Origin of the sequence: Roseomonas elaeocarpi, assembly GCF_042433915.1 — a bacterium.
GTDB lineage: Bacteria > Pseudomonadota > Alphaproteobacteria > Acetobacterales > Acetobacteraceae > Roseomonas > Roseomonas elaeocarpi.
Map to the genome: position 1 here is coordinate 104,461 of NZ_JBHLUN010000001.1, position 21,500 is coordinate 125,960.

Here is a 21,500-nt window from a genome sequence, read left to right on the forward strand (position 1 = left end):
GGGTCAGTGCCTCCGTCCAGGCCAGTGCCGCACGTTCCCGATCTGAGTAGTGCGGCGCTTCACGCCAGGCATCCAGCTACACCCGAGTGCCTATTTCACTCTGATCAATCTTCAGGCGATGTCGGTCTGTAGAAACAACTGCGCCGGAAGCACTTCTCAAACAGAGAAAAAGCAAACTTATACCCTGCCGTATGATGCACGATCGCAATCACGCCTACTCAAACCCATACACCTTGTGGGGCAGGTAGTGACGCGTCAGCGCATCCATGTCTTCCGGCGTGAGGACCACGGAAACGGCACCCACCGCCTCGCTTACCTGAAGCGCACGACTGGCACCGATGATCGGGGCCGCCATTGCGGGATTGGCAAGCAGCCAGGCCAAGGCGATCTGGGCCCGAGGCACACCATGGCGCGCGGCGACCGCGGCCACGGCATCAATCACGGGACGATCAATCGCCTCCGTCGGGTCATAGAACACCGGCCGCAGGAGGTCCGTGTCCTTGCGCAGGCTCTTGTAGCCCGGCTCACGCGCCAGCAGGCCGCGCGCGAGCGGCCCCCAGGGGATCAGGCCGACTCCCTCGGCAAGGCAGAGAGGGATCATCTCCCGCTCCTCCTCACGGTTCAGCAGGTTGTAGTGGTTCTGCATGCAGATGAAGCGCGCCCAGCCTTTCCGATCGGAAAGGTAAAGCGCCTTGGCAAACTTCCACGCATGCATGGAGGAGGCGCCGATATATCGCACCTTTCCCGCACGCACGACCTCCGTAAGCGCCTCCAGCGTCTCCTCTATCGGCGTGTTCGGGTCCCAGCGATGAATTTGGTAGAGGTCGACGTAGTCCGTACCAAGCCGCCGCAGGCTGTTGTCGATCTCTGTCATGATTGTTTTGCGCGAAAGGCCCTGCGCGTTGGGACCCGGGCGCATCGCGGTGTTCAGCTTCGTGGCGATGACGATCTCGTCGCGACGGGCAAACTCCTTCAGTGCCCGACCGACGATCTCCTCACTGGAGCCGTTCGAGTAGATATTGGCTGTATCGAAGAAGTTGATGCCGAGCTCCAGCGCCTGGCGGATGATCGGACGGCTTTCCTCCTCCGGCAGGGTCCATTTCGGGTTGCCTCTATCAGGCTCCCCGAAGGTCATGCATCCCAGGCAGATACGGGAAACCTCGAGGCCGGAGCGGCCGAGCTTCGTGTATTTCAAGTCTGCTCTCCCAGCTCACGGCTGGACGTTACGTCCCAATCCCTCAGGCGCTGATGCGGACAGGCCGCTACCATGACGAGGGGATTGACCAGCACAACAAGCGACGCAAGAGGAGCAACCCCCGCCAATTCAAGCGATGCTGAACAGGTTCTCGCCCCTGCGCGTCCAGGCTGAGGTTAGGAGCGTCCGCGGTTTGGAGGCAACAAAAAACAGGTAAAAGCGCAACAAATAACCTAACAAAGATAACGGAAGGCTTCCAGCTTGGCGCCGCATGGCCGTCCTCGCCAGCGAGCCGATCCGCACGGATCAAGCCTTTCGGGCTGCCACCCGCCGTGTCTGCGCGAGCCACGTCTTTGGACTGGCGGGTGCGGTGGACTCCCGCTGGATGATCTCCGCCACGTAGGCGAGGCGGACCGGCGGCGGTGCCTGCGATCCGGTCCGGGTCAGGCGGTCAGCGATGCAACGCACCATGGCTGCGCCGATCTCGACCTGGGGCGTGTGCACCGTGGTCAGCCGCGGAGACACCTGCGACGCCGAAGCAAAATTGTTGAAGCCGACGACGGATACATCTTCCGGTACGCGGATGCCCATGCGCAGCAGCTCGGAAACAACGTTTACCGCGATGCCGTCATGGGCGCAGAACAATGCGGTCGGCTCCCCACCATCGCGGATCCAGGCGAGGAACGGGTCACGGAATCCTCCCGCCTCGTTGAAGATGATGTCTTCCACCGTGGCGTCTCCGGCCTCCAGCAAGCCATCGCGGAACCCACGAAACCGCTCCGCACGGCCCAGCGGCGTGGTGCTGCCGTGGACGAACGCCATGTTACGGTGGCCGAGGCCGAGCAGGAGGCGAGCAACGGCAAACCCGGCTTCCCAGTCCGCGCCGACGACCTGATCGATGCGCTCAAGTGGGCCAACGTAGCTGGCGCACACCACCGGCAGGCCAGTGCGCAGCGCCAGCGCCGTGAGCTCCGGTGGGCGCGGCACCGCGAGGATCAGGCCGACGACAGCGCTGTCCAGCCGGCTGCCGTCACCGAGGTACTGCGCCTGGCGCGGCACGATGGAGAAGCCGAGTTTCTGCGCCTCCTGCTCCGCGCCGTGCATCATGTTAAGCCACAGCTCGCCGCTAACCGGATCGAGCTCCTGACGGATGAACAAGATCTGGCGGCTTGCCTGCGGCAGGTCCGGGTTCAGCCGATAACCCATGCTGTGCGCGACCTGCAGGACGCGTGCCCTCGTTGCCGCTCCGACGCCAGGCTTTCCCGAGAGCGCACGCGAGACCGAGAACTTCGACAGGCCGAGCCGGTCTGCGACGTCTTGGATGGTGGGGCGGCCCAGGGCCATTGAGCGTCGATCCTTCTGCGCAGGTCTTGTTGTGCCGCAACATTCCAGAGGCCTGCAACTCGGCCATGGAAAATGTTGCGGTGGCTACGCAACAGGGTTGCGCTTCAAGTTTGGCAGCGATAATGATTCGGTTAACAAATGAGCGCACCGCAGGCGCCATCAGGTGAACCGAAGCGGGCGTGTCCTCCGGGAGAGGAAACAAGCCATGCACTCTGTCCGTGCGCGCGATAATCCAGGCACGCCGTTTCGTCCACGACCGCGCGGGGATCATCGCTCTTCATCCTGAGCGCATTGCGCCGGGCGGCGGCTTGCAGGCCCGACATCATCCTTCCCGATCTGGCGAGCACCGCGCCAAACCGGTGCCCGTTCCACCGTCCGGACGTGCCGGCAGACGCCGCGCGACCGATGCAGGAGTGCGAACCCGATGGCGCTTGCCCAGGACAGCAACATCATCGAGCGGGTCGAGAGCGTCGTCTCCACCCACTCCCGACCAAGCGAGCTGCGCATCACCGACATGCGGGTCGCGGTGGTGACGGGGCACTGCTACTACCCGATCATCCGCATCGACACCAACCAGGGCGTCTACGGCCTGGGTGAGGTGCGCGACGGCGGCCATCCCGAGAACGCGCTGCAGTTCAAGCACATGCTGATCGGGCAGAACCCGTGCAACGTCGACATGATCTTCCGGGCCATGCGCCGCTACGGCAATTGGGGGCGGGAAGGCGGCGGCGTGTCAGGTATCGAAATCGCGCTCTGGGACCTCGTGGGCAAGATCTACGGCGTGCCCTGCTACCAGTTCCTCGGCGGCAAGTACCGTGACCGCGTGCGGCTCTACGGCGACACGCCCGTGCCGGACGACGCGTCACCGGAGGGCTACGCGCGTGCCGTGCGCGGCCGTGCCGAGATGGGACTGACCTTCATCAAGTTCGATCTCAAGCCCAAGCTGTTCGAAATGACCCCGGGTGGGGTGATCGGGCAACCGACGCGCTACGAGTACGACCTGGCCAAGGCGGCACGTGCGCCCTCATCCGGCCGCGGCGCGAAGCTCAGCGAGGCCGGTATCGCGGCGGCGGTGGAGATCGTCGCGGCGGTGCGCAGGGAAGTTGGCAACGACGTTTCCCTCTGCATCGACCACTTCGGGGAAGGCTACGTCACGGCCGACGAGGCGATCCGTCTCGGCAAGGCACTGGAGCCCTTCAACCTTGCCTGGCTGGAGGACCCGCTTCCCTGGCACGATATCGAAGGGCACAGGAGGGTCGCCGACGCGCTGCTGACGCCGGTTGCGGGCGGGGAGGACCTTTACCTTTGGGACGGGTTCCGCGAGGCGATCGAGACCCGCGCTTTCGACGTGCTGCACCCCGACCTGCTGAGCTCCGGCGGCATGCTGGAAACCAAGAACATCGCTGACTATGGCGAGCGTCATGGCCTGCCTACGGCCCTTCACTGCGCCTGCTCTCCGATTGGATTCATGGCCAACGTGCATTGCGGTGCGGCGATCTCCAGCCTGGTCGCGCTGGAGCACCACGGGCTCGACGTCCCTTTCTGGGCTGACCTCGTGACCGGCCTCGACACGGACTACATGAACGAAGGCTACGTGAAGGTGCCGGAGGCCCCCGGCCTGGGGATCGACCTGAACCCGGAGGTCGTCGAGGCCAATCTGCGCACGCCGGGCACCATGTTCCTGCCGACCGAAAGCTGGAACAGGAAGAAGATCGGCTTCGAGCGGGTGGAGCGCGGATGACCTGCACCGCCGACTGTCCCGCCCACCCGCGTCCCGGAGATTGACCCATGATCCAGACCAACGACATCACCCGCCCGCCCCAGGAATGGGTGAATGCGCTGCACCATATCGGTGCCGCCACGGTGACGAGCACGCTCAGCCGCATGGGCATCCGCAACGCTCACATGTTCGGCCCGACCTCCTACAAACCTGGTCGAGCCATGGCCGGTCCAGCCCTGACGCTGCAGTTCATGCCCAAGCGGGAAGACCTGTACGGTGCGGACGAGTACGCGCAGCCCGAGCTGCAGCTGCACCGCCACGTTCTCTATCATACACAGCCCGGCGACGTCGTCGTGGTGGACGCCCGCGGCGACATGCGCAGCGGCATCTTCGGGGAAATGATGCTGACCTACTTCAGGGGGAAAGGCGGCGCGGGCGTGGTGATCGACGGCTGCCTGCGCGACTTCCCCAATGCCAAGGCGATTGATCTTGGTTACTGGATCCGCGGGCTGACCCCGAACTTCCACACGCAGACGGATATTATGCCTTTCGCGGTAAACGTGCCAGTTGCGTGCGGCGGCGTGCTTGTCATGCCGGGCGACATTGTCGTGGCCGATGACGACGGCGCCGTCGTGGTACCCGTCAAATTGGCCGAAGAGGTGATCGCGCAGGCCTCCAGGCATCACGAGTGGGAGGCTTTCTCCAAGGAACGTTTGACGGCAGGAGGGGAGTTGAAGCGATACTATCCCCTCTCGGAGGAAGCCCGGCCTGAATACGAGGCGTGGCTGCGCGCACAGGAGGCGCGTCCCTGACTTCCACGGGAGACCAAGCAGGACCGCGTACAAACCCGCACGTCAGAAAGCGGGCAAATGGAGGAACGTTGGGATGCTGTCTCAAGATCGCGTCGCCCCCGCCGCGTCCATGTCACGGCGCCAGCTGCTCGGTGCTGCCGGAGCGGCGACGCTGGCAGCCGGCCTGCCCCGGGGGCTTGCCGCTGCTCCGTCCCCGGCTGGAACCGCTGCCGAGGCGGCACTCTGGACTCCCGACTACATCAACAGCATTGCGGGAACGATCGACGTCGACACCGCGGCTGAGTGCGCCAAGGTGGTGCCGCTCAACTACAGGGGAAAGCTGACTTACTGGTACGTGGGACCGAACGAAGCATCTCCACGGCTGGACCACGTGATTGATGCTCAGTTCTGGGCGGCCTTCGCCAAGACTTACCCGAACGTCACGATCGAAAAGCAGAGCCTCGACTACAATCAGATGCTCAACAAGGCACGCACGGCGGTGCTCGGCAACGCGGCGCCGATGGTGGCGAAGTTTCCGATCCTCTGGGGCGTCGAGTTCGCTGCCAAGGGGCAGCTCAGCCAGCTGAAGCCGGAGGATGTCGGCTACGACTCCGCCGAATTCTGGCCGGGTGCGATGAAGTCGGTCACCTGGGCAGGCAAGACCTACGGCGTGCCCACCAACAACGAGACCATGGCCCTGATCTGGAACGCAGCCATCTTCCAGGCTGCCGGACTCGACCCGGAACGTCCGCCCGCCACCTGGGACGAACTCGTCACCTACTCCCGGCAGATCAAGGAAAAGACTGGCAAGAGCGGCTACGGCATGGTGGCGCGTGCCAATGCCGGCAACACGCCCTTCCGCTTCATGCCGCAGCTCTGGGCCTATGGTGGAGGAGCACTGGACGAGGCCGCGGATGCGCCGACCTACAAGACAGTGATGCTCAACAACAGCGGCTCCAAGGCGGCGTTGCAGGCGTCCTATGACATGTACGTCCGCGACCGCTCCGTGCCCACTTCCGCGCTGACCAACACGCAAACGGAGAACCAGGACCCGTTCATCGCGGGGCAGCTCGCGATGATGATTAGCCATCCTAGCGAGTACGCGACCATGGTGGATCGTGCGCAGCGCGCCACCGGTGACGACAAAAGAATTGCGGACGCTGTGGTGGCGAACATGCGCTACGGGCTCATCCCTCAGGGACCAGCGCGGCGCGCCGTGGTTTTCGGCGGGTGGAACCTGCACATGTTCAATCCGAAGATGGTCGACGGCACGCTCGACACCGAAGCCGCCCGGGCCTTCATCGCCTTCTCGACCGGACCGGAGTGGTCCACCAAGCTGGCCTGGACCAGCTCCAATCCCGGCAACCGGCGCGGCTTCCGCACGAAGTGGATGAAGGAGCGGCTGGGGCAGACGAAGTTCCTGAACGTGACGACCTCCATGCTCACCAGTGGCATCCCCTATCCGGTGATTCCTGAATCCGGGGAGATCATGAACATCATCGTCCCGAACATGTTGCAGAACGCACTGACGCGGAAGATGTCGGTCTCGGATGCCGCCGACGATGCGGCGCGGAAGGTGAAGTCGCTGCTGTCTGGACTCTGATCGCCGGTGCGACGCGGCGTGCTGCTGGGACGGCCGCCGCGCCTCGCTCCCCGCGATGGAAGGACCTCACTCGTGGACGTATCGCTCTCACAGCCTTCGGTCAGAGTTGAAGTAACAACGCGGCGCAGCGTCGGACTGCTCGAACGCATCCTGCGTCACTGGACCGATTACCTGTACATCGCGCCGGCACTCGGGGTCATGCTCCTCGTGATCGGCTATCCCGTGTACTACACGGTCTACCTTTCCTTCTTTGACACGCCGCCCAGCCTGGCGCTGGAGGACAAGACCTATGTCGGAGTGGACAACTATCTCCGCATTCTCGGCAGCGAGGCATTCCGGGAGGTCACCTGGAACACGGCGGTTTGGACGGTCTTCTCCACCTTCTTCGCCTTCGTTCTGGGCCTCGGCGCGGCCTTGTCGCTGAACAGGGCCTTCATCGGCCGCGGAATGCTGCGGGGTATCCTGCTGATCCCTTATGTTATCAGCGGGGTCGCGGCCTCCTACATCTGGCGTTGGCTGTACCACAGCGATTTCGGAGTGATCAGCGCGATCCTGATCGAGTTTGGGATCACGGATCACCCTTTGAATCTGATCGACAACACGGAAACGGTGCTGCCTGCCCTGATCGTGGTCAACGTGTGGAAGGAGTTCCCCTTCGCCATGATCATGCTGCTGGCCGGGCTGCAAACGGTGCCCGACCAGCTCCACCGCGCCGCGCAGGTCGACGGGGCGGGACCCTGGCATCGCTTCTGGCACATCACCTTTCCGCACCTGCGCGGCGTGACCGTGGTGACGACGCTGCTGCTATTGGTGGCGAATCTGAACAGCTTTATCATCCCCTGGATCATGACGGGCGGCGGCCCGGTCGGAGCCTCCGACATCTGGATCACCGCCATCTACCAGCTCGCCTTCGAGCGTACCCGCTTCGGCCTCGCCTCCGCCTACTCGGTGATCCTGTTCGTGGTGATGATGAGCCTGGGATACTTCTACGTTCGCGCCCTGTCGCGCGGCAGCAAGGAGGCAGCGGAATGAGTACGGCCCTCGAGGCTCCTCCGACCGCCCTCGCGTCCATCCCCAAGACGCGACGCCGGCGGAAATGGACCGGCTGGGACGTGGCGCGGGTTCTCTTTCTCACGGCCCTGCTGGTCTTCACCGTGCTGCCGATGCTCTGGATGTTGCTGACCTCGTTGAAGACCCAATTCGCGGCGCTGCAGTACCCGCCGTCCTGGATCCCGCGCGAAGTGACCTTCGAACAGTATACGCGCCTGCTCTCACCGGCCAACGAGGTTGGGCGGGACTTCCTGCGCTACATGGCGAACAGCATCCTGGTCGCGAGCGCGACGACGGTGCTCGGTGTCATCGTGGCGGTGCCGGCTGCCTATGCCTTTTCCCGCTTCCGCTTTCCCGGGCGGCACCTGCTGTTCCACTCCGTGCTGCTGCGGAACATGTTCCCGGCCGTGGTGTTCCTGATGCCGCTCTTCATCATGATGCGCGCGCTACGCCTCGTGAACACGGAGCTGTCGCTGATCCTGACCTACCTGACCTTCGGACTGCCGCTCTCGATCTGGCTGCTCAAGGGCTTCTACGACAACATCCCGGTGCAACTCGAGCAGGCGGCGCGGATCGACGGGGCGACCCGGTTCCAGGCCTTCCTGCGGGTGGTCATGCCGCTCTCCACACCAGGCATCATCGCGACCGCGATCTACTCCTTCATCCTGGCGTGGAACGAGTACGTCTATGCCCTGACCTTCCTCAACGACAAGAGCAAGCTGACCCTGCCGATCGGGCTGCAGCGCTTCTTCACGGAATACGCCACTAACTGGCCGGGCCTGATGGCGGCGTCCTTTATCACCAGCGTGCCGGTGGTGCTGCTTTTCCTTGTTCTGCAGAAATACTTCGTCCGAGCGCTGACGGAAGGCGCGGTCAAGGCTTAGCCGCACACCCGCCCCAACGTCCCAAGATCCCCGGCGCAGCAGGACCGGGGACACAACAATCCAGGGAAGAACACATGGCTCAGGTACAGCTGCGCGACGTGGTGAAACGCTACGGCCCGATGGTGGCCGTCAACCACTTGTCGCTGACGATCAACGATGGGGAGTTCGTGGCTCTCGTTGGTCCCTCCGGCTGCGGCAAGACCACCACGCTCAACCTCGTCGCGGGGCTGATCGAGCATAGTGACGGCGACATCGTGATCGGCGGACGGGTGGTCAACGACCTCGATCCCAAGGACCGGGACATCGCGATGGTGTTCCAGAACTACGCGCTCTATCCGAACAAGACCGTGTTCGACAACCTGGCCTTCCCCCTGCGCATGCGGAAGATGCCCGGCGCCGAGATCGAGGCAAAGGTGCGCTCCGCCGCCAATGTGCTCAGCATCGAGCCCCTGCTGCAGCGGCGCCCGCGGGAGCTTTCCGGCGGGCAGCAGCAGCGCGTCGCGCTGGGCCGGGCGCTGGTGCGCAACCCGCGCGTCTTCCTGATGGATGAGCCGTTGTCGAACCTCGACGCGAAGCTGCGCGTTCAGATGCGTTCTGAGCTCAAGCGGTTCCACCTAGAGCAGCGGGCGACCGTGATCTACGTCACGCACGACCAGATGGAGGCCGTGACCATGGCCGACCGGATGGCGGTGATGAACGGCGGTGACCTGCAGCAGTACGATACGCCGGCGCGCGTCTTCGACGCCCCGGCCAACACCTTCGTCGCGGGGTTCGTGGGCAGCCCGGCGATGAATCTCCTGCCAGCGCGCGTCTCCATGCAGGGGACGGATGTGGTCCTGCTCGGTGCCGATGGCTGGAACTGCACGCTTTCCGCGGGGAACGGGCGCAAGGCGCTGGCCTCCGGCAGCGACGAGATTGTTCTCGGCGCGCGGCACGGCGCAATCCGCCTCTTACAGGAGGAGACGCCGAATACCGTTCATGGTCGGGTCTACACGGTAGAGCCGACGGGCGACATCACCTACGTGCACGTACACGTCGGAGCGGCGTTGCTGGTCGTCAGCGTGCCACCGGAGGTGCAGGTCGCGCCGGATGATCCGGTCTGGCTTCGGTTTGAGCAGGACAAGCTGCACCTGTTCGACGGGCGCACGCAGCAGGCCCTGAGCTTGCATTAGTGTGAGGGGAACAGCGCCATGAAGATCACGAACGTCAGCACCGCCGTCATCGAGGGGAACTTCCCCTGGGTCCTCGTCCGTATCGAGACCGACAGTGGCGTGTCTGGCCTGGGCGAGGCTTACTGGGGTGCGGGTGTCGCGGAACTGGTTCACAAGGCCAGACCGCTGCTGCTCGGGGAAGACCCGGTCAACATCTCCAAGATCACTGAAGTGATGATCCGCTGCCTATCGGGGGAGGGCTCGCAGGGTGGCGCGACGGTCACGGCGATCAGCGGCATCGAGATCGCGCTGTGGGACCTGCTGGGACGGGCACTGAAGACGCCGATTTCCACCTTCTTCGGTGGCCGCTTCCGCGAAAAGATCCGCATCTACGCCGACTGCCATGCCGGTGCCACGCCTGATCCGGCAGATTACGGCCGACGCGCGCGAGAGGTCGTGGAGGACGGCTTCAGCGCCATCAAGTTCGATCTCGACACCAGCAATCCCTTCACCCTCGACATTTCCGACGATCCGCACCTGCGGCGGCAATGGTTCGAGCCGTTCAACCGCACCATCGGCTCGCAGGAACTGCGCTGGATGGTGGATGTGGTGCGAGCAGTGCGGGAAGCCGTTGGCCCCGAGATCATGGTGGCCATGGACGCGCACTGGAAGTTCAGCGTGAACGATGCCATCCGCCTTGCTCAGGCGCTGGAACCCTATGACCTGCTCTGGCTGGAGGACCCGGTCCCACCGGAAAACATTGAGGCGCAGCGACACGTCACTCACAGCACGCGCACGCCGATCTGTACCGGAGAAAACCTGTACCGCAAGCACGGCTACCGCGACTTGATCGAGAAGCAGGCCGCCCGGATCATTGCCCCCGATATCCCGAAGATGGGCGGCCTTGCGGAAGCCAAGAAGGTCGCGGACCACGCCGACCTCTACTACACTCCTATCGCTCCTCATAACGTCGCGAGCCCGGTTGGCACGGTGGCGGGTGCCCATGTCTGCGCGGCGATGAACAACTTCCTGGTCATGGAATACCACGCGCACGACGTTCCCTGGTGGGGCGACCTCGTGGTGGGTGAGCCGACGATCACCGGCGGTTTCATCCACCTCAACAACCGCCCGGGACACGGCCTGACGCTCGACGAGGACGTGGCGCGCGCGCACCTGAAGCCAGGATCAAGCTTTTTTGGCGATCAGCCCTACGCCTGACGCACCTCCCCTAGACCCCCAAGCGGCTCCGGGACGGGCCGCGGCATCATGCGCTCCGCGCGGCGGGGCGGAGGAGAGCTCATGAAAATCACTGACCTGCGCTGCGCAGTGCTGGGGCACAACCCGATTCTGCGCATCATCACGGATTCCGGCCTCAGCGGCCTGGGGCCGGTCGAGCACACCAAACCCTACATCATCTCGCACGTCATGCAGTTGCGCGACGCGATCCTCGGGGAGGACCCGACCAACGTTGAGCGTGTGATGCTCAAGATCCGCCAGCGCGGAGCCTTCAAGCCCTTTGGGGCTGCGGTCAGCGCCATCGAGATCGCGCTGTGGGATCTCGCGGGCAAGGCGGCGGGAGTGCCGGTCTACAAGCTGCTGGGCGGCAAGGTACGCGACCGGGTGCGCGTGTATAACGGTGCCATCCGCGCGCCGATGAGCCGCTTCCAGCCGGAGGATTTCGCGGAATCTGTCCAGGCGATGAAGGATTCGCCGCAGGGCTTTACCATCGTGAAGCAGGGTATCGGCTTTCACAGCGGCATGAAGCAGGCGATGCCAGACTTTCACTACGGTGAATCACGGGCGGGATCATTACACGGTGCGCTGACCCGCGGTCCGCTGACCGAGCGCGGGCTGAAGCATATCGTCGCCTGCGTCGCTGCGATGAAAGAGGTGCTGGGCGACGGCATTGGCCTCGCGCTCGACTGCGGGCCCGGCATGTCGGTGTCGGATGCGATCCGCCTGGCGCGCGCGGTGGAGCCGTACAATCTCATGTGGCTGGAGGACATGATCACGGGCGATTACGTGCCCTACGTCAATGCCGACCTGTACCGGGAGGTCACGCGCGCCACCTCGACGCCGATTCACACGGGAGAGCAGATCTACCTCCGTCAGAACTATAAGCAGCTGATCGAGAGTCACGCGGTCAACGTGATCGGGCCGGATCCCTGCGACGTCGGCGGCCTCGCGGAGCTGAAGTGGATCGCGGAATACGCCGACCTGCACGGTATCCTGATGGCGCCGCACGGCGTCGCCAACGGCATGATCGGCCTCGCCGCGCTGGTGCAGGTCTGCGCCACCCTGCCGGACAACTACATCGCCTTCGAGCTTCCGTGGGGCCGCACCGAGTGGTGGGCCGACATCGTGGAGGGGTTGCCGAACCCGGTGGTCAAGGACGGCTTCATCGAGGTCTGGGACCGGCCTGGTCTGGGAATCGAGATCAATGCGGAAAAGGCGCTGCCCTACCTGGCCGAGGCGGATCGCGGCTTCTTCGACTGAGCAGGACCTCCGTCGGAGCCGTTCCCGGTTGTGCCGGCCTACGGCTCCGCCCCGCACCGACAAGGCAGCAGCGCATGGCGAAAACCGTTCTGATCACCGGGGCGCTCGGCAATATCGGTACCAAACTACGACAGCATTTCGAGTCCCTGGGCTGGCCGCTGCGCCTCGTGGACGTCGTGAACGGCGGCAACCCCGCCGTGGCGGTGGCCGACCTGTCCGTCTGGGATGAGGCGTGGGCGGGCCTCTTCGCCGGCGTGGACACCGTGATCCACCTCGCTGGGCGTCCCAGCCCGCGAACCTCCTGGGCGGAGGCGGTGACCTACAACATCGACATGACACAGAATGTCTACGAAGCCGCTGCCCGCAGCGGCGTCCGCCGACTGATTTTTGCCAGCTCCAACTGGGTGGTGGCGGGGCACCGCTTCGAGGACGGCTTACTCACTCCCGAGGTCGAGCCACGGCCGGTCAACCCCTACGGCGTTTCCAAGTTGATCGGCGAACGGCTCGGGCGCTCCTATCACGAGCGCTGGGGCTTGTCGGTGGTGTGCTTCCGGATCGGCTACTGCCAGCAGGGGGAGAACCGGCCGGGTCCGCACATGCACTGGGGCAGCTGGGGCCAGCTGATGTGGCTCTCGAACCGTGACCTCTGCCACGCCATGGAGCAGGCAGTTCTAGCGGAGGGGGTCGGCTTCGCCGTGCTGAACCTGATGAGCAACAATCCCGGAATGCGGTGGGACATCGAGACCACCCGTCGCGTGATCGGCTACGCCCCGCAGGACGGAACCGCCCCGGACCTGTCCGACGACCGCCGCGCCGACGAGGCCGTCGCATCCCAGCTACACTCCCTGGCCGAGGCAATCGACGAGATCACCAGTCGCCGGGAGTGGTAGCGGCTTCGCCGTCGCGCAGGGGTTCGCCGGGGCAGAAGACTTGGTGGCTCAGGGATGCGGGTTGGTGCGGTGCGGGGCGCATACCTGAAGACAGGCGCACATGCCGTGCCAGCCCCGCACCACCCCTGCCGCCTCGTTCAGCGCGCCTGATCCAGCACAATAATCCGGCGCGCCTGTGGCAGGTCGTGGGGATCGACCGTGATCGACGTCAAGCCAGGACGGCTGATCATCGCCTCGGGGTAGCGCTGCAGGAAGCGCTCCACGGGCTCGATCCTGAGCACGCCGCGCGGGTGCCAGTAGTGCATCGGGATCACGATGCGAGGTGCGATGGCCGCGATCGCCTGGTCGAGATCGTCGAGCGCGATGGTCGCGTGGGCGCCGGTCAGCGCCAGCAGCACGTCCACCTGTCCCACGAGGCTGTCCAGCACCGCGGGCTCGATCGCATTGCCGACGTCGCCCATGTGCAGAACCCGGACGCCGCCGACCGTGAAGAGGTACATCGCGTTCGCATCCGGATCCCGCCCGAAATCGAAGGTGAGGCTTTCACTGGTGGGGAAGGCGCGGATCGGCACATCCCGCACGGTGACGCCCCCTGGTGGAACATCCACGAGCGCGTTCACCACCACGGGTTCACCGCGAACGTGGCTCGGGTCTGAGTGGAACCTATCGGTTGCCGAACTCATGATGACCAGATCCGCCGGCTCATCGATGGGCGTGAAGCCGGATGCCGCAGGATCGTAGGGATCCGTGATGACGCTCAGCTCTGCGGAGTCCAGCCGGAAGCTCGCGTGGGCGTAGAAGGTAATCCTCATGCCGCTTGATGCTCCATCCAATCGAAGCTGTAACGTTTCCGTCCTGGGATGAGCCTGCTGCCGCCGGCAGTATCACAGGAGCCAGCTTTTTCGCATCGCTGTTGCCAGGTTGTACGGCTCATGCAGCCAAAGCTGCGCCCGCAGCTACGGCAACCGGTTCCCCGTCTGGTGACCGGTCATGGCAGTGAGCGTCAACCTGCGGCCTGGCTGCAAGCTTTATTGGCCGGTCTCTTGTCTTGAACCCGCAGCGACCAAGACGGACAGGCCGGTCTGACCGATCAACATCTCTGATCGCCGATCGCACCCAGACCTGCTCAATCTGCGGGTGGAGGTACTCAGGCTACGGCCACCTCATCCGGACATGAGGCGCTGTGAGGCTTGCCGCACCGCCTCCGCGGTCACCTGCTCTTCCTGCTGATCCAGCAAGGCGCGAAGCTCCTTTATCCAGAATGTCCGCAGTCTCGGCGCAACGGACAGCATCGCATTGGCCAGGGCGATACTCGCTGAGGCGGGCCACCGCGCCTCCAGATCTTCTCGTGCTGCTCCGTGGCTGAAGCCAGGCGTTGCGGTATCCCTGCGCCCCCTTCGCAGCATTTCGGTGGCCTCGGAGGCTACCTCGCCGTCCGGCAGCAACACCACTCCGTAGCGTTCCTCCGCCTGCGCGTGGCTCAGCAGCCCGTCGCGGACGTCGGCGGCCACCAGGGCCGGGAGGCGGTCCAGCGGGTCACCGAAGCCACCGCCGGCGGGGGTGATCATGCGCAAAACGTCGCCGCGTCCCATGTCCAGTACGTCGATCTTGCCGAGGTCGCGCTCGCCGGGCCTGCCGGGGTTCAGCACGGCGCTGGCCGAGTGACCGCTGGCGCCGCCGGCGGCGCCCCAGGGCTGGAAGCGGAAGCGGTCGAGCCCGCGCACCGTCACCGTCGCCGCCCAGGCGCGGTTCTCCAACTCGATGCGCATGGCGTGGCCGCCGCGATGCCGCCCGGCCGCGGCGCTGCCCGGCTCAAAGGCGAAGTGCCGCATCACCAGCGGCGTCTCGACCTCCACCACCTCCACCGGCGCGCTGCGCAGGAAGGCCACGGGCTGGTCGATGCCGTCCACCCCGTCGGCCCGGACGCGGCCGCCGCTGCCGCCGATAAACGGCTCCACCACGCTGACGTGTTGGCGCCCGGTGCGTGGGTCCAGCGAGGCGACGGAGATGATGCCGGCCTGCCCGGACCCCGCCGCCGCCAGCCCGCCGGGCACGGCCTGATTCAGGCAACCCAGGATCGCGTCGTAGACCCGCATCACGGCCACCCAGCGATTGCCCATCGCGGCGGGAAAGGTGGCGTTCATGAAGGTGCCGCGGGGCGCGTGGGTGCGGATCGGCCGGATCATCCCGCCCGTCATCGGAATGGTCGGCTCGACCGTCTGGATCCAGTTCACCACGGGCATGCAGAGAAAGGGATGCGGCCGCTCGCTGGTGGTGAAGTTCAGGGCGTAGCGCACCTGCGGGTCGCTGCCGGAGAAATCCATCTCCAGTGTCTCGCCCGCGACGATCATTCGCGCGTGCATGAAGACGTGACTGCCGTCGAAGGCTTCCAGGTATTCGTGGAAGACGTATTCGCCATCCTTCAGCCGCGCGATCGCCTGGCGCGCCTTGAGCTCGGACAGCGCGATCACGTCGCGCACGCTGTCGAGGAACCCTTCGGTGCCGAATCGGTCGCAGAGCTCCTGCGTGCGCCGGTCCAGCAGGGTGAGGCCGGAGATCATGGCCTGCAGGTCACCCCAGATCAGATCGGGGATGCGCGAATTGTCGGCAAAGAAGTGCCAGAGCTGCTCGTTGAGCACGCCCGCCTTGTACAGCAGGCTCGGGCGGATGCGGACGCCCTCCTGGAACACCTCGTAGTTGGTGGGCGAGATGCTGCCGGGAACCGAGCCGCCGATGTCGGACGCGTGGATAAAGGCCCAGCCCAGCGCGACGATCCGCCCGTCCCGGAACACCGGCCGGATCAGGTGGATGTCCATCGTATGCGTGCAGAGCGCGTCGGCGGAGAAGGGATCATTGGTGATGATCACGTCACCCGGCGACAGGTTCTCCGCCCCGATCTCGTCCAGCAGCCCGCGTACGTTCTGGCACACGGAGGAAGTGACGCCGGAGCGCACAGGATAGGCGAAGAACTCGCCCTCCACGCTGGCCAGCGCCACCTGGTAGTCCTGGGTCTGCTTGACGAAGGTCGTGTAGGCCGTGCGGTAGGCGACGTTGCTCGCCTCCTCCGCGATGGCGGCGAAGCGGTTGCGCATCACCTCGGTGCGGACGGGATCCATCTCAGCGCCTCCGTTCTAGGATCAGGTCACCGAATTGCCCGAGCTGCGCGGCGAAGCCGGGCGGGACCAGCACGGTCGCGGTTTCCTGCTCCACGATCAGCGGGCCGGCGGCCTGCCAGCTATCGGGCAGCGACGCCCAGTCGAAGACGGGCGTCTCGTGCCAGGCGCCGTTGAAGCGTGCAGGGCGGGATCGCGAAACGGGTGCCGTGCCCGGCCGCCGCGCGGCACCGGTGCCGCCGGGGCTGGGCAGGGCGCCGCGCACCCGCAGCCGCAGCGAGATGATCTCGATCTCCGCGCCGGGATGAGCGTGGCCGTAGAGCCGCTCGTGCTCCGCGTGAAAGGCGGCGGCGATGCCGGCGCGGTCGCCCGCCTCCGCCACCGTGACCGGCAGGAGCGTGTCCACATCGAAGGACTGGCCGGCGTAGCGGATATCGGCGTGGTACTCGAAAGCAGGTTCCAGCCCGGCCGCCTGCTGTGCCAGCCAGGCCCGGCCGTCGTCCCGCAGCCGCGCAAAGGTCGCGGCGATCGCCGCATCGTCCGGCGCCGTGCCGTGCACGGTCTGCACGGCATCGTGCAGCAGGTCGGACACCAGGCAGCCGAAGGCGCAGAACACGGCGGAGACGCGGGGCACCACCACCCGGCCGATCCCCATCTCCTCGGCCAGCAGCGGGCCGTGGATGGCGCCGGCGCCGCCGAAGATCATCAGCGTCAGCTCCGAGGGCTCGACGCCCAGCCGGGCGATAAAGGGCAGGGCATTGGCGAGCATGTTGGCCGAGGCGATAGCGATGCAGCTTTCCGCCGCCCCCGTCTCGTCCTGCCCCAGGGCCGCGGCCACGGGGCGCATCGCCGCCTCCGCCAGGTCACGCCGGAGGCGCAGCCCGCCGGCGAGCGGCGCGTCCTCCGAAAGAAAGCCGCAGAGCAGATAGGCGTCGGACACGGTGGGCTGGGTTCCCCCGGCGCCGTAGCAGGCCGGGCCGGGCCGCGCGCCCGCCGAGCGGGGCCCAACCTTCAGCACGGGACCGTCCATCCAGGCGATCGAGCCGCCGCCGGCGCCGATGGCCTCGATCGCCGTGACGGGCATCATCAGCGGGAAATCGCCGACGCGGCCATCGTGGGAGGACATCACCCGGTTGCCGCGGATCATGGAGATGTCCGTGCTGGTGCCGCCCATGTCCATGGTCAGCAGCGCCGGCACCTCCAGCATCCCGCCGAGCACCGCCGATCCCGTCACCCCCGCGGCGGGGCCGGACAGCAGGGTGTGGATGGGCATGCGGGTCGCCTCGGCCGCCGACATGACGCCGCCGTTGGACTTGGTCACCAGCAGGCGCGCCCGCGGCAGGTGCTCCGCCAGGAAGCGGTCGAGTTCGGCGATGTAGCCGGACATGGCGCGGCGGGCATAAGCGTTCAGCAGCGCGGCGCTGGCGCGCTCGTACTCGCCCTGCTGCGGCCAGACCTCGTGCGACAGCACCAGATCCAGCTCCGGCAGGGCGGCGCGGATCGCCTCCGCCGCCGCCAGCTCGTGCGCGGGGTTGCGGTGCGCGTGGAGGAAGCAGACGGCGAGGGCGGCGGCCCCGGCCCGCTGCGCCGCCCGCGCGGCCTCGACCGCCTGCTCGCGGTTGATCGGCCGGTCCACGCTGCCGTCGGCCAGGATGCGCTCCTCGACCTCGTGCACCATGTGGCGCGGGATCAGCGGCGCGGGGCGCGTCGCGAAAAGATCGGTCGGGCGGTCCAGCCGCAGCCGGGCCACGCCGAGGATGTCGCGGAAGCCCGCGGTGGTGAGCAGGGCGAGCGGTGGCCCGCTCCGCTCGATCACCGCGTTGGTGCTGACCGTCGTGCCGTGGACGATCAGCATCGGCTCGTTTCGCGCGATGCGCCCGGCGTCGAGCAGCGCCAGCAGGCCCCGCTTCACGCCCTCGGCGAAGTCGGGCGGGGTGGAGGGGGTCTTCATCGGCTCGACATCGGCGTAGCCCGCGGGCTCGCCCCGCCAGATGGCGAAGTCGGTGAAGGTGCCGCCGATATCGATGCCGATCCTGAGCATCTGGCCTCGCTGCGTGGTCAGGGAAACGGGGGTGTCGGGGCGCGCTTCAGCGCGCGCCCTCGAAGGCGCGCAGGAAGGAGCGCAGGTAGCCGCCCAGCGAGGGGCTGAGATAGCCACCCTCCTGCACCAGCAGCGTGGGGAAGTTCGCGGCGGCGAGCTTGCGCCCGGCCTCGGCGAAGCCGGCGTCAGTGATCTTCAGCGTGCCCGTCGGGTCATCGGCCCCGGCGTCGAAGCCGAGCGAGACCACCAGCGCGCCCGGCGCGAAGGCCCGGATCCGCGCCAGGGCCGCGTCGATGGCGTCGAGCCAGGGGCCGTTCGGCGTGGCCCAGGGCAGAGGCTGGTTGAAGTTGCAATCCCTGGCGGCGTCCCCGCCGGTCTCGTCGGCATGGCCGGCATAGAAGGGCGCGGTGAGGCGCGGATCGACGTGGACGGAGCAGACCAGCACGTCCGGCCGTTCCCAGAAGATGTGCTGGGTGCCGTTGCAGTGGTGCACGTCGATATCGATGATCGCGACCTTGCCGAAGCGCTTGGTGAGCTGCTGCGCGGCGACCGAGGCGTTGTTCAAATAGCACACGCCCGTCATCAGGTCGGGATAGGCGTGGTGCCCGGGCGGGCGGCACATGGCATAGACCGGTCCGCCCGCTGCGGTGAGGCGCTCCGCCCCGTGCACGGCCACCTGCGCGCTGGCGAAGATGGCGGGCCAGGTGCCCTCGGTGATCGGGCAGGAGGTGGAGTTGCTGTACCAGCCGAGCTCGCCCAGCAGTTCCGTGGGCTTGCGAAACATCCGGTGCGTGGGATGCACGTTGGGGATGGCCACCGGGCCGAAATCCGGGTTCTGGATCCAGCGCGCGTAGACACCCTTGAGAAAGGCGACGTAGTCGGGGTCGTGCACCTCGGTGATCGCCTCGGGCCGGTTCAGCGGCGCCTCGATGATCTCGTGCGGGTCGGAGCGGACAATGTCCAGAAAGATCCGGTACCGCTCGGCCCGGTCGGGCTGGGCGATGAACTTGCCGGTGCGGAACACGGTGTCGGGATCGTGCAGGGCCTGGTCCGGGTGATGGACGACGAGCATCTGGCATCTCCTTTCTTGGAGGGGGCGGCGTTAAGGAGTGGCGCGGCTCAGTCGAGGATCCGGCCGCGCGTTTCGGGTGTCAGGAAGACGTGCGTCGCGATGGTGATGATGCAGACGAGCATCACGTAGAGCGAGATGTAGAGGGGCCCGCCGATCCCATGCAGGTAGGTCGCCGCCATCGGCGCCGTGCCGCCGAAGATCGCCGCGCAGATTGCGTAGGGGATGCCGATGCCCGACGCGCGCACGCGGGTGGGAAACAGCTCGGCGAAGACGGTGCCGAGCACCGCATTGTTGAGTGACACGAAGAGCGCGCCGGCCACCGCCACGAAGGCGAAGGCGCCGAAAGTCAGCGAGGGCCCCGCCAGCATGGACAGCATGGGATAGGTGAACAGCAGGAAGCAGACCGCGGCGCCGATCAGGAAGGGCTTGCGGCCGATGCGGTCGGAGATAAAGGCGAAGAGCGGCACGCCGATGCAATAGGCGATGCTGGCCAGGATGCTGCCCGCGAAGCCGGAGGCGCGGTCGAGCCCGCCCACCATGTTCGCGTAGGTCGGCAGAAAGATCATCCAGAGATAGTATTGCAGGCCGTTGAGCTGCACGACGAAGACGATGAAGACCTCGCGCGGGTATTCCATGATGGAGGCGAGGATTCCCGCCGCGCTCACCGCGCGGCCGCTCCGCGCATCTTCGCCGCGGGCGCGCTCGAAGGCGGGCGTTTCCTCCAGGCCGGAGCGCAGGTAGAGGCCGAAGAGCGACAGCACCGCGCCCAAGATAAAGGGCAGGCGCCAGCCCCAGCTCGCCAGGTCGTCGGGGCCGATGAACTTCGTCGTCAGGCTCGCGACGGCGGTGGCGATCAGCACGGAGATGCCGATCGAGACCTGCTGCGGCGAGGCGGCGAAGGCCCGGTTGCGCGGGCTGGCATGCTCGTTGAGGAAGGTGATGGCGATCTGGTACTCGCCGCCTGCCGAGAAACCCTGCAGCAGCCGGGCGAGGAGGATCAACAGCGGCGCGGCGAGGCCGATCTGCGCGTAGGTCGGGCAGATGCCGATCAGCAGGCTGCCGATGCCGGCCATAATGATGGTGGCCGAGAGCATGACGCGCCGGCCGTACTTGTCCGCCAGCGGCGAAAGCACGAAGGCGCCCACCGGGCGGCCGAGAAAGCCGACCGCGAAAACGGTGAAGCTGGCGAGCAGTGAGGTCGCCGGCTGGTCCGCGGGAAACATTTGGGACGCGAAGATCCCAGCCAGGAAGCCGTAGATCGACCAGTCGTACCATTCGATGAAATGCCCGAAGGCACCGCCCCACAGCATCCGCTGCCGGCTCATCAGCCCGGTCGGCGCGCGGCCGACCCCGACGGCGTCACTCATGATCCCTTTCTCCCAGCCCTGGTTGGTTTCGTGCCGGCGCCCTGTCGCGCCGTCGTCAGCAACCCGAAGCGGCGGCCGACCGTGTCCGCCAGCAGCGCGAGGTTGCGCTCGAAATAGGCGGCATCCTTGTCGAGGAAACGTTCGAGGCTCAGGCCGCGGATCGCGACGAGCATGAACTCGAACAGCGCGATCGCTTCCGGCCGCGCGTCCTCGGACAGCACCTGCCGCCGCACCCAGGGATGGATCACGGTGCGCATGGTGGCGGCACGGTCGGCGACCACGCGCCCGTGGAAGCCGTTTTCCGCCCGCGTGCCGATGATGATCTCCCAGATCGCCCAGTAGGCCGGGTCGCCGTAGACCTCCCACAGATGCGCCACGAGCTCCGCCGCGTCGGGGCCGGACGGCCCGGCCGCGTCGTCACCCTCTTCCAGGCGGCGCCGCACCCGTTCGGACACGTGCTCGAAGACGCCGAGCAGCAGGTCGTCCTTCGTCGTGAAGTGGTGGTGCAGGGCGCCGGTGGTGACGCCGGCGCGCGCGGCGACGCGGGCGGTGGTGACGCCGGCGAAGCCCGCGCTCTGCAACAGCTCGACGGTCGCGCGGATCAGCAGCTCGCAGGTTTCCGTGCTGCGGTCGGCTTGCGAGCGTCGGGCTGGCTGTGACATCGCCGTGACGTTCGCATTTAAATACCGACTGGTCAGTATCTATTTGGGAGTGCAGCAAGGTTTTTCCCGGAAGGGGTGACGCTGGGTTGCGCAGGAAACCCTCAGTATGACCACGCGCTAA

The 21,500-nt window shown here is 66.2% G+C and carries 17 protein-coding genes; 9 read left to right on the plus strand and 8 right to left on the minus strand.

The window, feature by feature from the left end; all coding sequences use genetic code 11:
• Nucleotides 1-214 precede the first annotated feature (214 nt).
• Complete coding sequence (locus ACFFGY_RS00340; protein WP_377042348.1) at nt 215-1,195, minus strand: aldo/keto reductase; 981 nt, start codon at nt 1,193-1,195, stop codon at nt 215-217.
• Nucleotides 1,196-1,501: 306 nt separating this feature from the next.
• On the minus strand, nt 1,502-2,539 hold the full coding sequence (locus tag ACFFGY_RS00345; RefSeq protein ID WP_377042349.1) for a LacI family DNA-binding transcriptional regulator: 1,038 nt from the start codon (nt 2,537-2,539) through the stop codon (nt 1,502-1,504).
• Between the two features lie 424 nt (nt 2,540-2,963).
• Here ACFFGY_RS00345 and ACFFGY_RS00350 point away from each other — a divergent pair, with 424 nt between their 5' ends.
• The 9 genes from ACFFGY_RS00350 (at nt 2,964) to ACFFGY_RS00390 (ending at nt 13,124) form a co-directional block, all read left to right on the plus strand.
• Entirely contained in the window at nt 2,964-4,280 is a 1,317-nt protein-coding gene (locus ACFFGY_RS00350) for a mandelate racemase/muconate lactonizing enzyme family protein (protein WP_377042350.1), read from the plus strand.
• Between the two features lie 47 nt (nt 4,281-4,327).
• Nucleotides 4,328-5,071 (plus strand): ribonuclease activity regulator RraA, encoded by a 744-nt coding sequence (locus ACFFGY_RS00355; RefSeq protein ID WP_377042351.1) that lies wholly within the window; start codon nt 4,328-4,330, stop codon nt 5,069-5,071.
• A gap of 73 nt (nt 5,072-5,144) precedes the next feature.
• Nucleotides 5,145-6,653 carry an extracellular solute-binding protein gene (locus tag ACFFGY_RS00360; RefSeq protein WP_377042353.1) on the plus strand — a complete coding sequence of 503 codons (1,509 nt, stop codon included), beginning with the start codon at nt 5,145-5,147 and terminating at the stop codon, nt 6,651-6,653.
• A gap of 72 nt (nt 6,654-6,725) precedes the next feature.
• Nucleotides 6,726-7,685: a carbohydrate ABC transporter permease gene (locus tag ACFFGY_RS00365; RefSeq protein ID WP_377042354.1), complete on the plus strand. Its 960-nt coding sequence runs from the start codon at nt 6,726-6,728 to the stop codon at nt 7,683-7,685.
• Nucleotides 7,682-8,587: a carbohydrate ABC transporter permease gene (locus ACFFGY_RS00370; RefSeq protein WP_377042355.1), complete on the plus strand. Its 906-nt coding sequence runs from the start codon at nt 7,682-7,684 to the stop codon at nt 8,585-8,587. Before ACFFGY_RS00365 ends, ACFFGY_RS00370 begins: the two co-directional genes overlap by 4 nt.
• Nucleotides 8,588-8,661: 74 nt before the next feature.
• On the plus strand, nt 8,662-9,759 hold the full coding sequence (locus ACFFGY_RS00375; RefSeq protein ID WP_377042356.1) for an ABC transporter ATP-binding protein: 1,098 nt from the start codon (nt 8,662-8,664) through the stop codon (nt 9,757-9,759).
• A gap of 18 nt (nt 9,760-9,777) precedes the next feature.
• The gene (locus tag ACFFGY_RS00380) at nt 9,778-10,956 is read left to right on the plus strand and encodes a mandelate racemase/muconate lactonizing enzyme family protein (RefSeq protein ID WP_377042357.1); all 1,179 of its coding nucleotides are present in this window, start codon (nt 9,778-9,780) and stop codon (nt 10,954-10,956) included.
• A gap of 81 nt (nt 10,957-11,037) precedes the next feature.
• Nucleotides 11,038-12,234, plus strand: a complete 1,197-nt coding sequence (locus ACFFGY_RS00385) for a mandelate racemase/muconate lactonizing enzyme family protein (RefSeq protein ID WP_377042358.1) — start codon at nt 11,038-11,040, stop codon at nt 12,232-12,234.
• 74 nt (nt 12,235-12,308) lie between these two features.
• Complete coding sequence (locus tag ACFFGY_RS00390; RefSeq protein ID WP_377042359.1) at nt 12,309-13,124, plus strand: NAD-dependent epimerase/dehydratase family protein; 816 nt, start codon at nt 12,309-12,311, stop codon at nt 13,122-13,124.
• Nucleotides 13,125-13,261: 137 nt separating this feature from the next.
• On the opposite strand, the gene ACFFGY_RS00395 is transcribed toward ACFFGY_RS00390, so the two are convergent.
• From ACFFGY_RS00395 to ACFFGY_RS00420, 6 genes are all read right to left on the minus strand, one after another.
• Entirely contained in the window at nt 13,262-13,936 is a 675-nt protein-coding gene (locus ACFFGY_RS00395) for an MBL fold metallo-hydrolase (RefSeq protein ID WP_377042360.1), read from the minus strand.
• A gap of 351 nt (nt 13,937-14,287) precedes the next feature.
• Nucleotides 14,288-16,240: a hydantoinase B/oxoprolinase family protein gene (locus ACFFGY_RS00400; protein WP_377042361.1), complete on the minus strand. Its 1,953-nt coding sequence runs from the start codon at nt 16,238-16,240 to the stop codon at nt 14,288-14,290.
• A 1-nt stretch (nt 16,241) separates the two neighbouring features.
• Nucleotides 16,242-18,278 carry a hydantoinase/oxoprolinase family protein gene (locus ACFFGY_RS00405; RefSeq protein ID WP_377042362.1) on the minus strand — a complete coding sequence of 679 codons (2,037 nt, stop codon included), beginning with the start codon at nt 18,276-18,278 and terminating at the stop codon, nt 16,242-16,244.
• Nucleotides 18,279-18,324: 46 nt separating this feature from the next.
• The gene (locus ACFFGY_RS00410) at nt 18,325-19,350 is read right to left on the minus strand and encodes a histone deacetylase family protein (protein WP_377042363.1); all 1,026 of its coding nucleotides are present in this window, start codon (nt 19,348-19,350) and stop codon (nt 18,325-18,327) included.
• Nucleotides 19,351-19,397: 47 nt separating this feature from the next.
• Nucleotides 19,398-20,717 (minus strand): MFS transporter, encoded by a 1,320-nt coding sequence (locus ACFFGY_RS00415; protein WP_377042364.1) that lies wholly within the window; start codon nt 20,715-20,717, stop codon nt 19,398-19,400.
• On the minus strand, nt 20,714-21,379 hold the full coding sequence (locus tag ACFFGY_RS00420; RefSeq protein ID WP_377042365.1) for a TetR/AcrR family transcriptional regulator: 666 nt from the start codon (nt 21,377-21,379) through the stop codon (nt 20,714-20,716). The genes ACFFGY_RS00415 and ACFFGY_RS00420 overlap by 4 nt, the downstream gene beginning before the upstream one ends.
• Between the last annotated feature and the right edge of the window lie 121 nt (nt 21,380-21,500).

What these genes read in the sequence shown, in the direction of transcription:
- ACFFGY_RS00370 (WP_377042355.1), top strand. Translation starts at nt 7,682, where the DNA reads ATGAGTACGGCCCTCGAGGCTCCTCCGACCGCCCTCGCGTCCATCCCC.
- ACFFGY_RS00400 (WP_377042361.1), bottom strand. Translation starts at nt 16,240, where the DNA reads ATGGATCCCGTCCGCACCGAGGTGATGCGCAACCGCTTCGCCGCCATC.
- ACFFGY_RS00355 (WP_377042351.1), top strand. Translation starts at nt 4,328, where the DNA reads ATGATCCAGACCAACGACATCACCCGCCCGCCCCAGGAATGGGTGAAT.
- ACFFGY_RS00405 (WP_377042362.1), bottom strand. Translation starts at nt 18,278, where the DNA reads ATGCTCAGGATCGGCATCGATATCGGCGGCACCTTCACCGACTTCGCC.
- ACFFGY_RS00390 (WP_377042359.1), top strand. Translation starts at nt 12,309, where the DNA reads ATGGCGAAAACCGTTCTGATCACCGGGGCGCTCGGCAATATCGGTACC.
- ACFFGY_RS00360 (WP_377042353.1), top strand. Translation starts at nt 5,145, where the DNA reads ATGCTGTCTCAAGATCGCGTCGCCCCCGCCGCGTCCATGTCACGGCGC.
- ACFFGY_RS00410 (WP_377042363.1), bottom strand. Translation starts at nt 19,350, where the DNA reads ATGCTCGTCGTCCATCACCCGGACCAGGCCCTGCACGATCCCGACACC.
- ACFFGY_RS00385 (WP_377042358.1), top strand. Translation starts at nt 11,038, where the DNA reads ATGAAAATCACTGACCTGCGCTGCGCAGTGCTGGGGCACAACCCGATT.
- ACFFGY_RS00380 (WP_377042357.1), top strand. Translation starts at nt 9,778, where the DNA reads ATGAAGATCACGAACGTCAGCACCGCCGTCATCGAGGGGAACTTCCCC.
- ACFFGY_RS00395 (WP_377042360.1), bottom strand. Translation starts at nt 13,936, where the DNA reads ATGAGGATTACCTTCTACGCCCACGCGAGCTTCCGGCTGGACTCCGCA.
- ACFFGY_RS00375 (WP_377042356.1), top strand. Translation starts at nt 8,662, where the DNA reads ATGGCTCAGGTACAGCTGCGCGACGTGGTGAAACGCTACGGCCCGATG.
- ACFFGY_RS00345 (WP_377042349.1), bottom strand. Translation starts at nt 2,539, where the DNA reads ATGGCCCTGGGCCGCCCCACCATCCAAGACGTCGCAGACCGGCTCGGC.
- ACFFGY_RS00415 (WP_377042364.1), bottom strand. Translation starts at nt 20,717, where the DNA reads ATGAGTGACGCCGTCGGGGTCGGCCGCGCGCCGACCGGGCTGATGAGC.
- ACFFGY_RS00350 (WP_377042350.1), top strand. Translation starts at nt 2,964, where the DNA reads ATGGCGCTTGCCCAGGACAGCAACATCATCGAGCGGGTCGAGAGCGTC.
- ACFFGY_RS00420 (WP_377042365.1), bottom strand. Translation starts at nt 21,379, where the DNA reads ATGTCACAGCCAGCCCGACGCTCGCAAGCCGACCGCAGCACGGAAACC.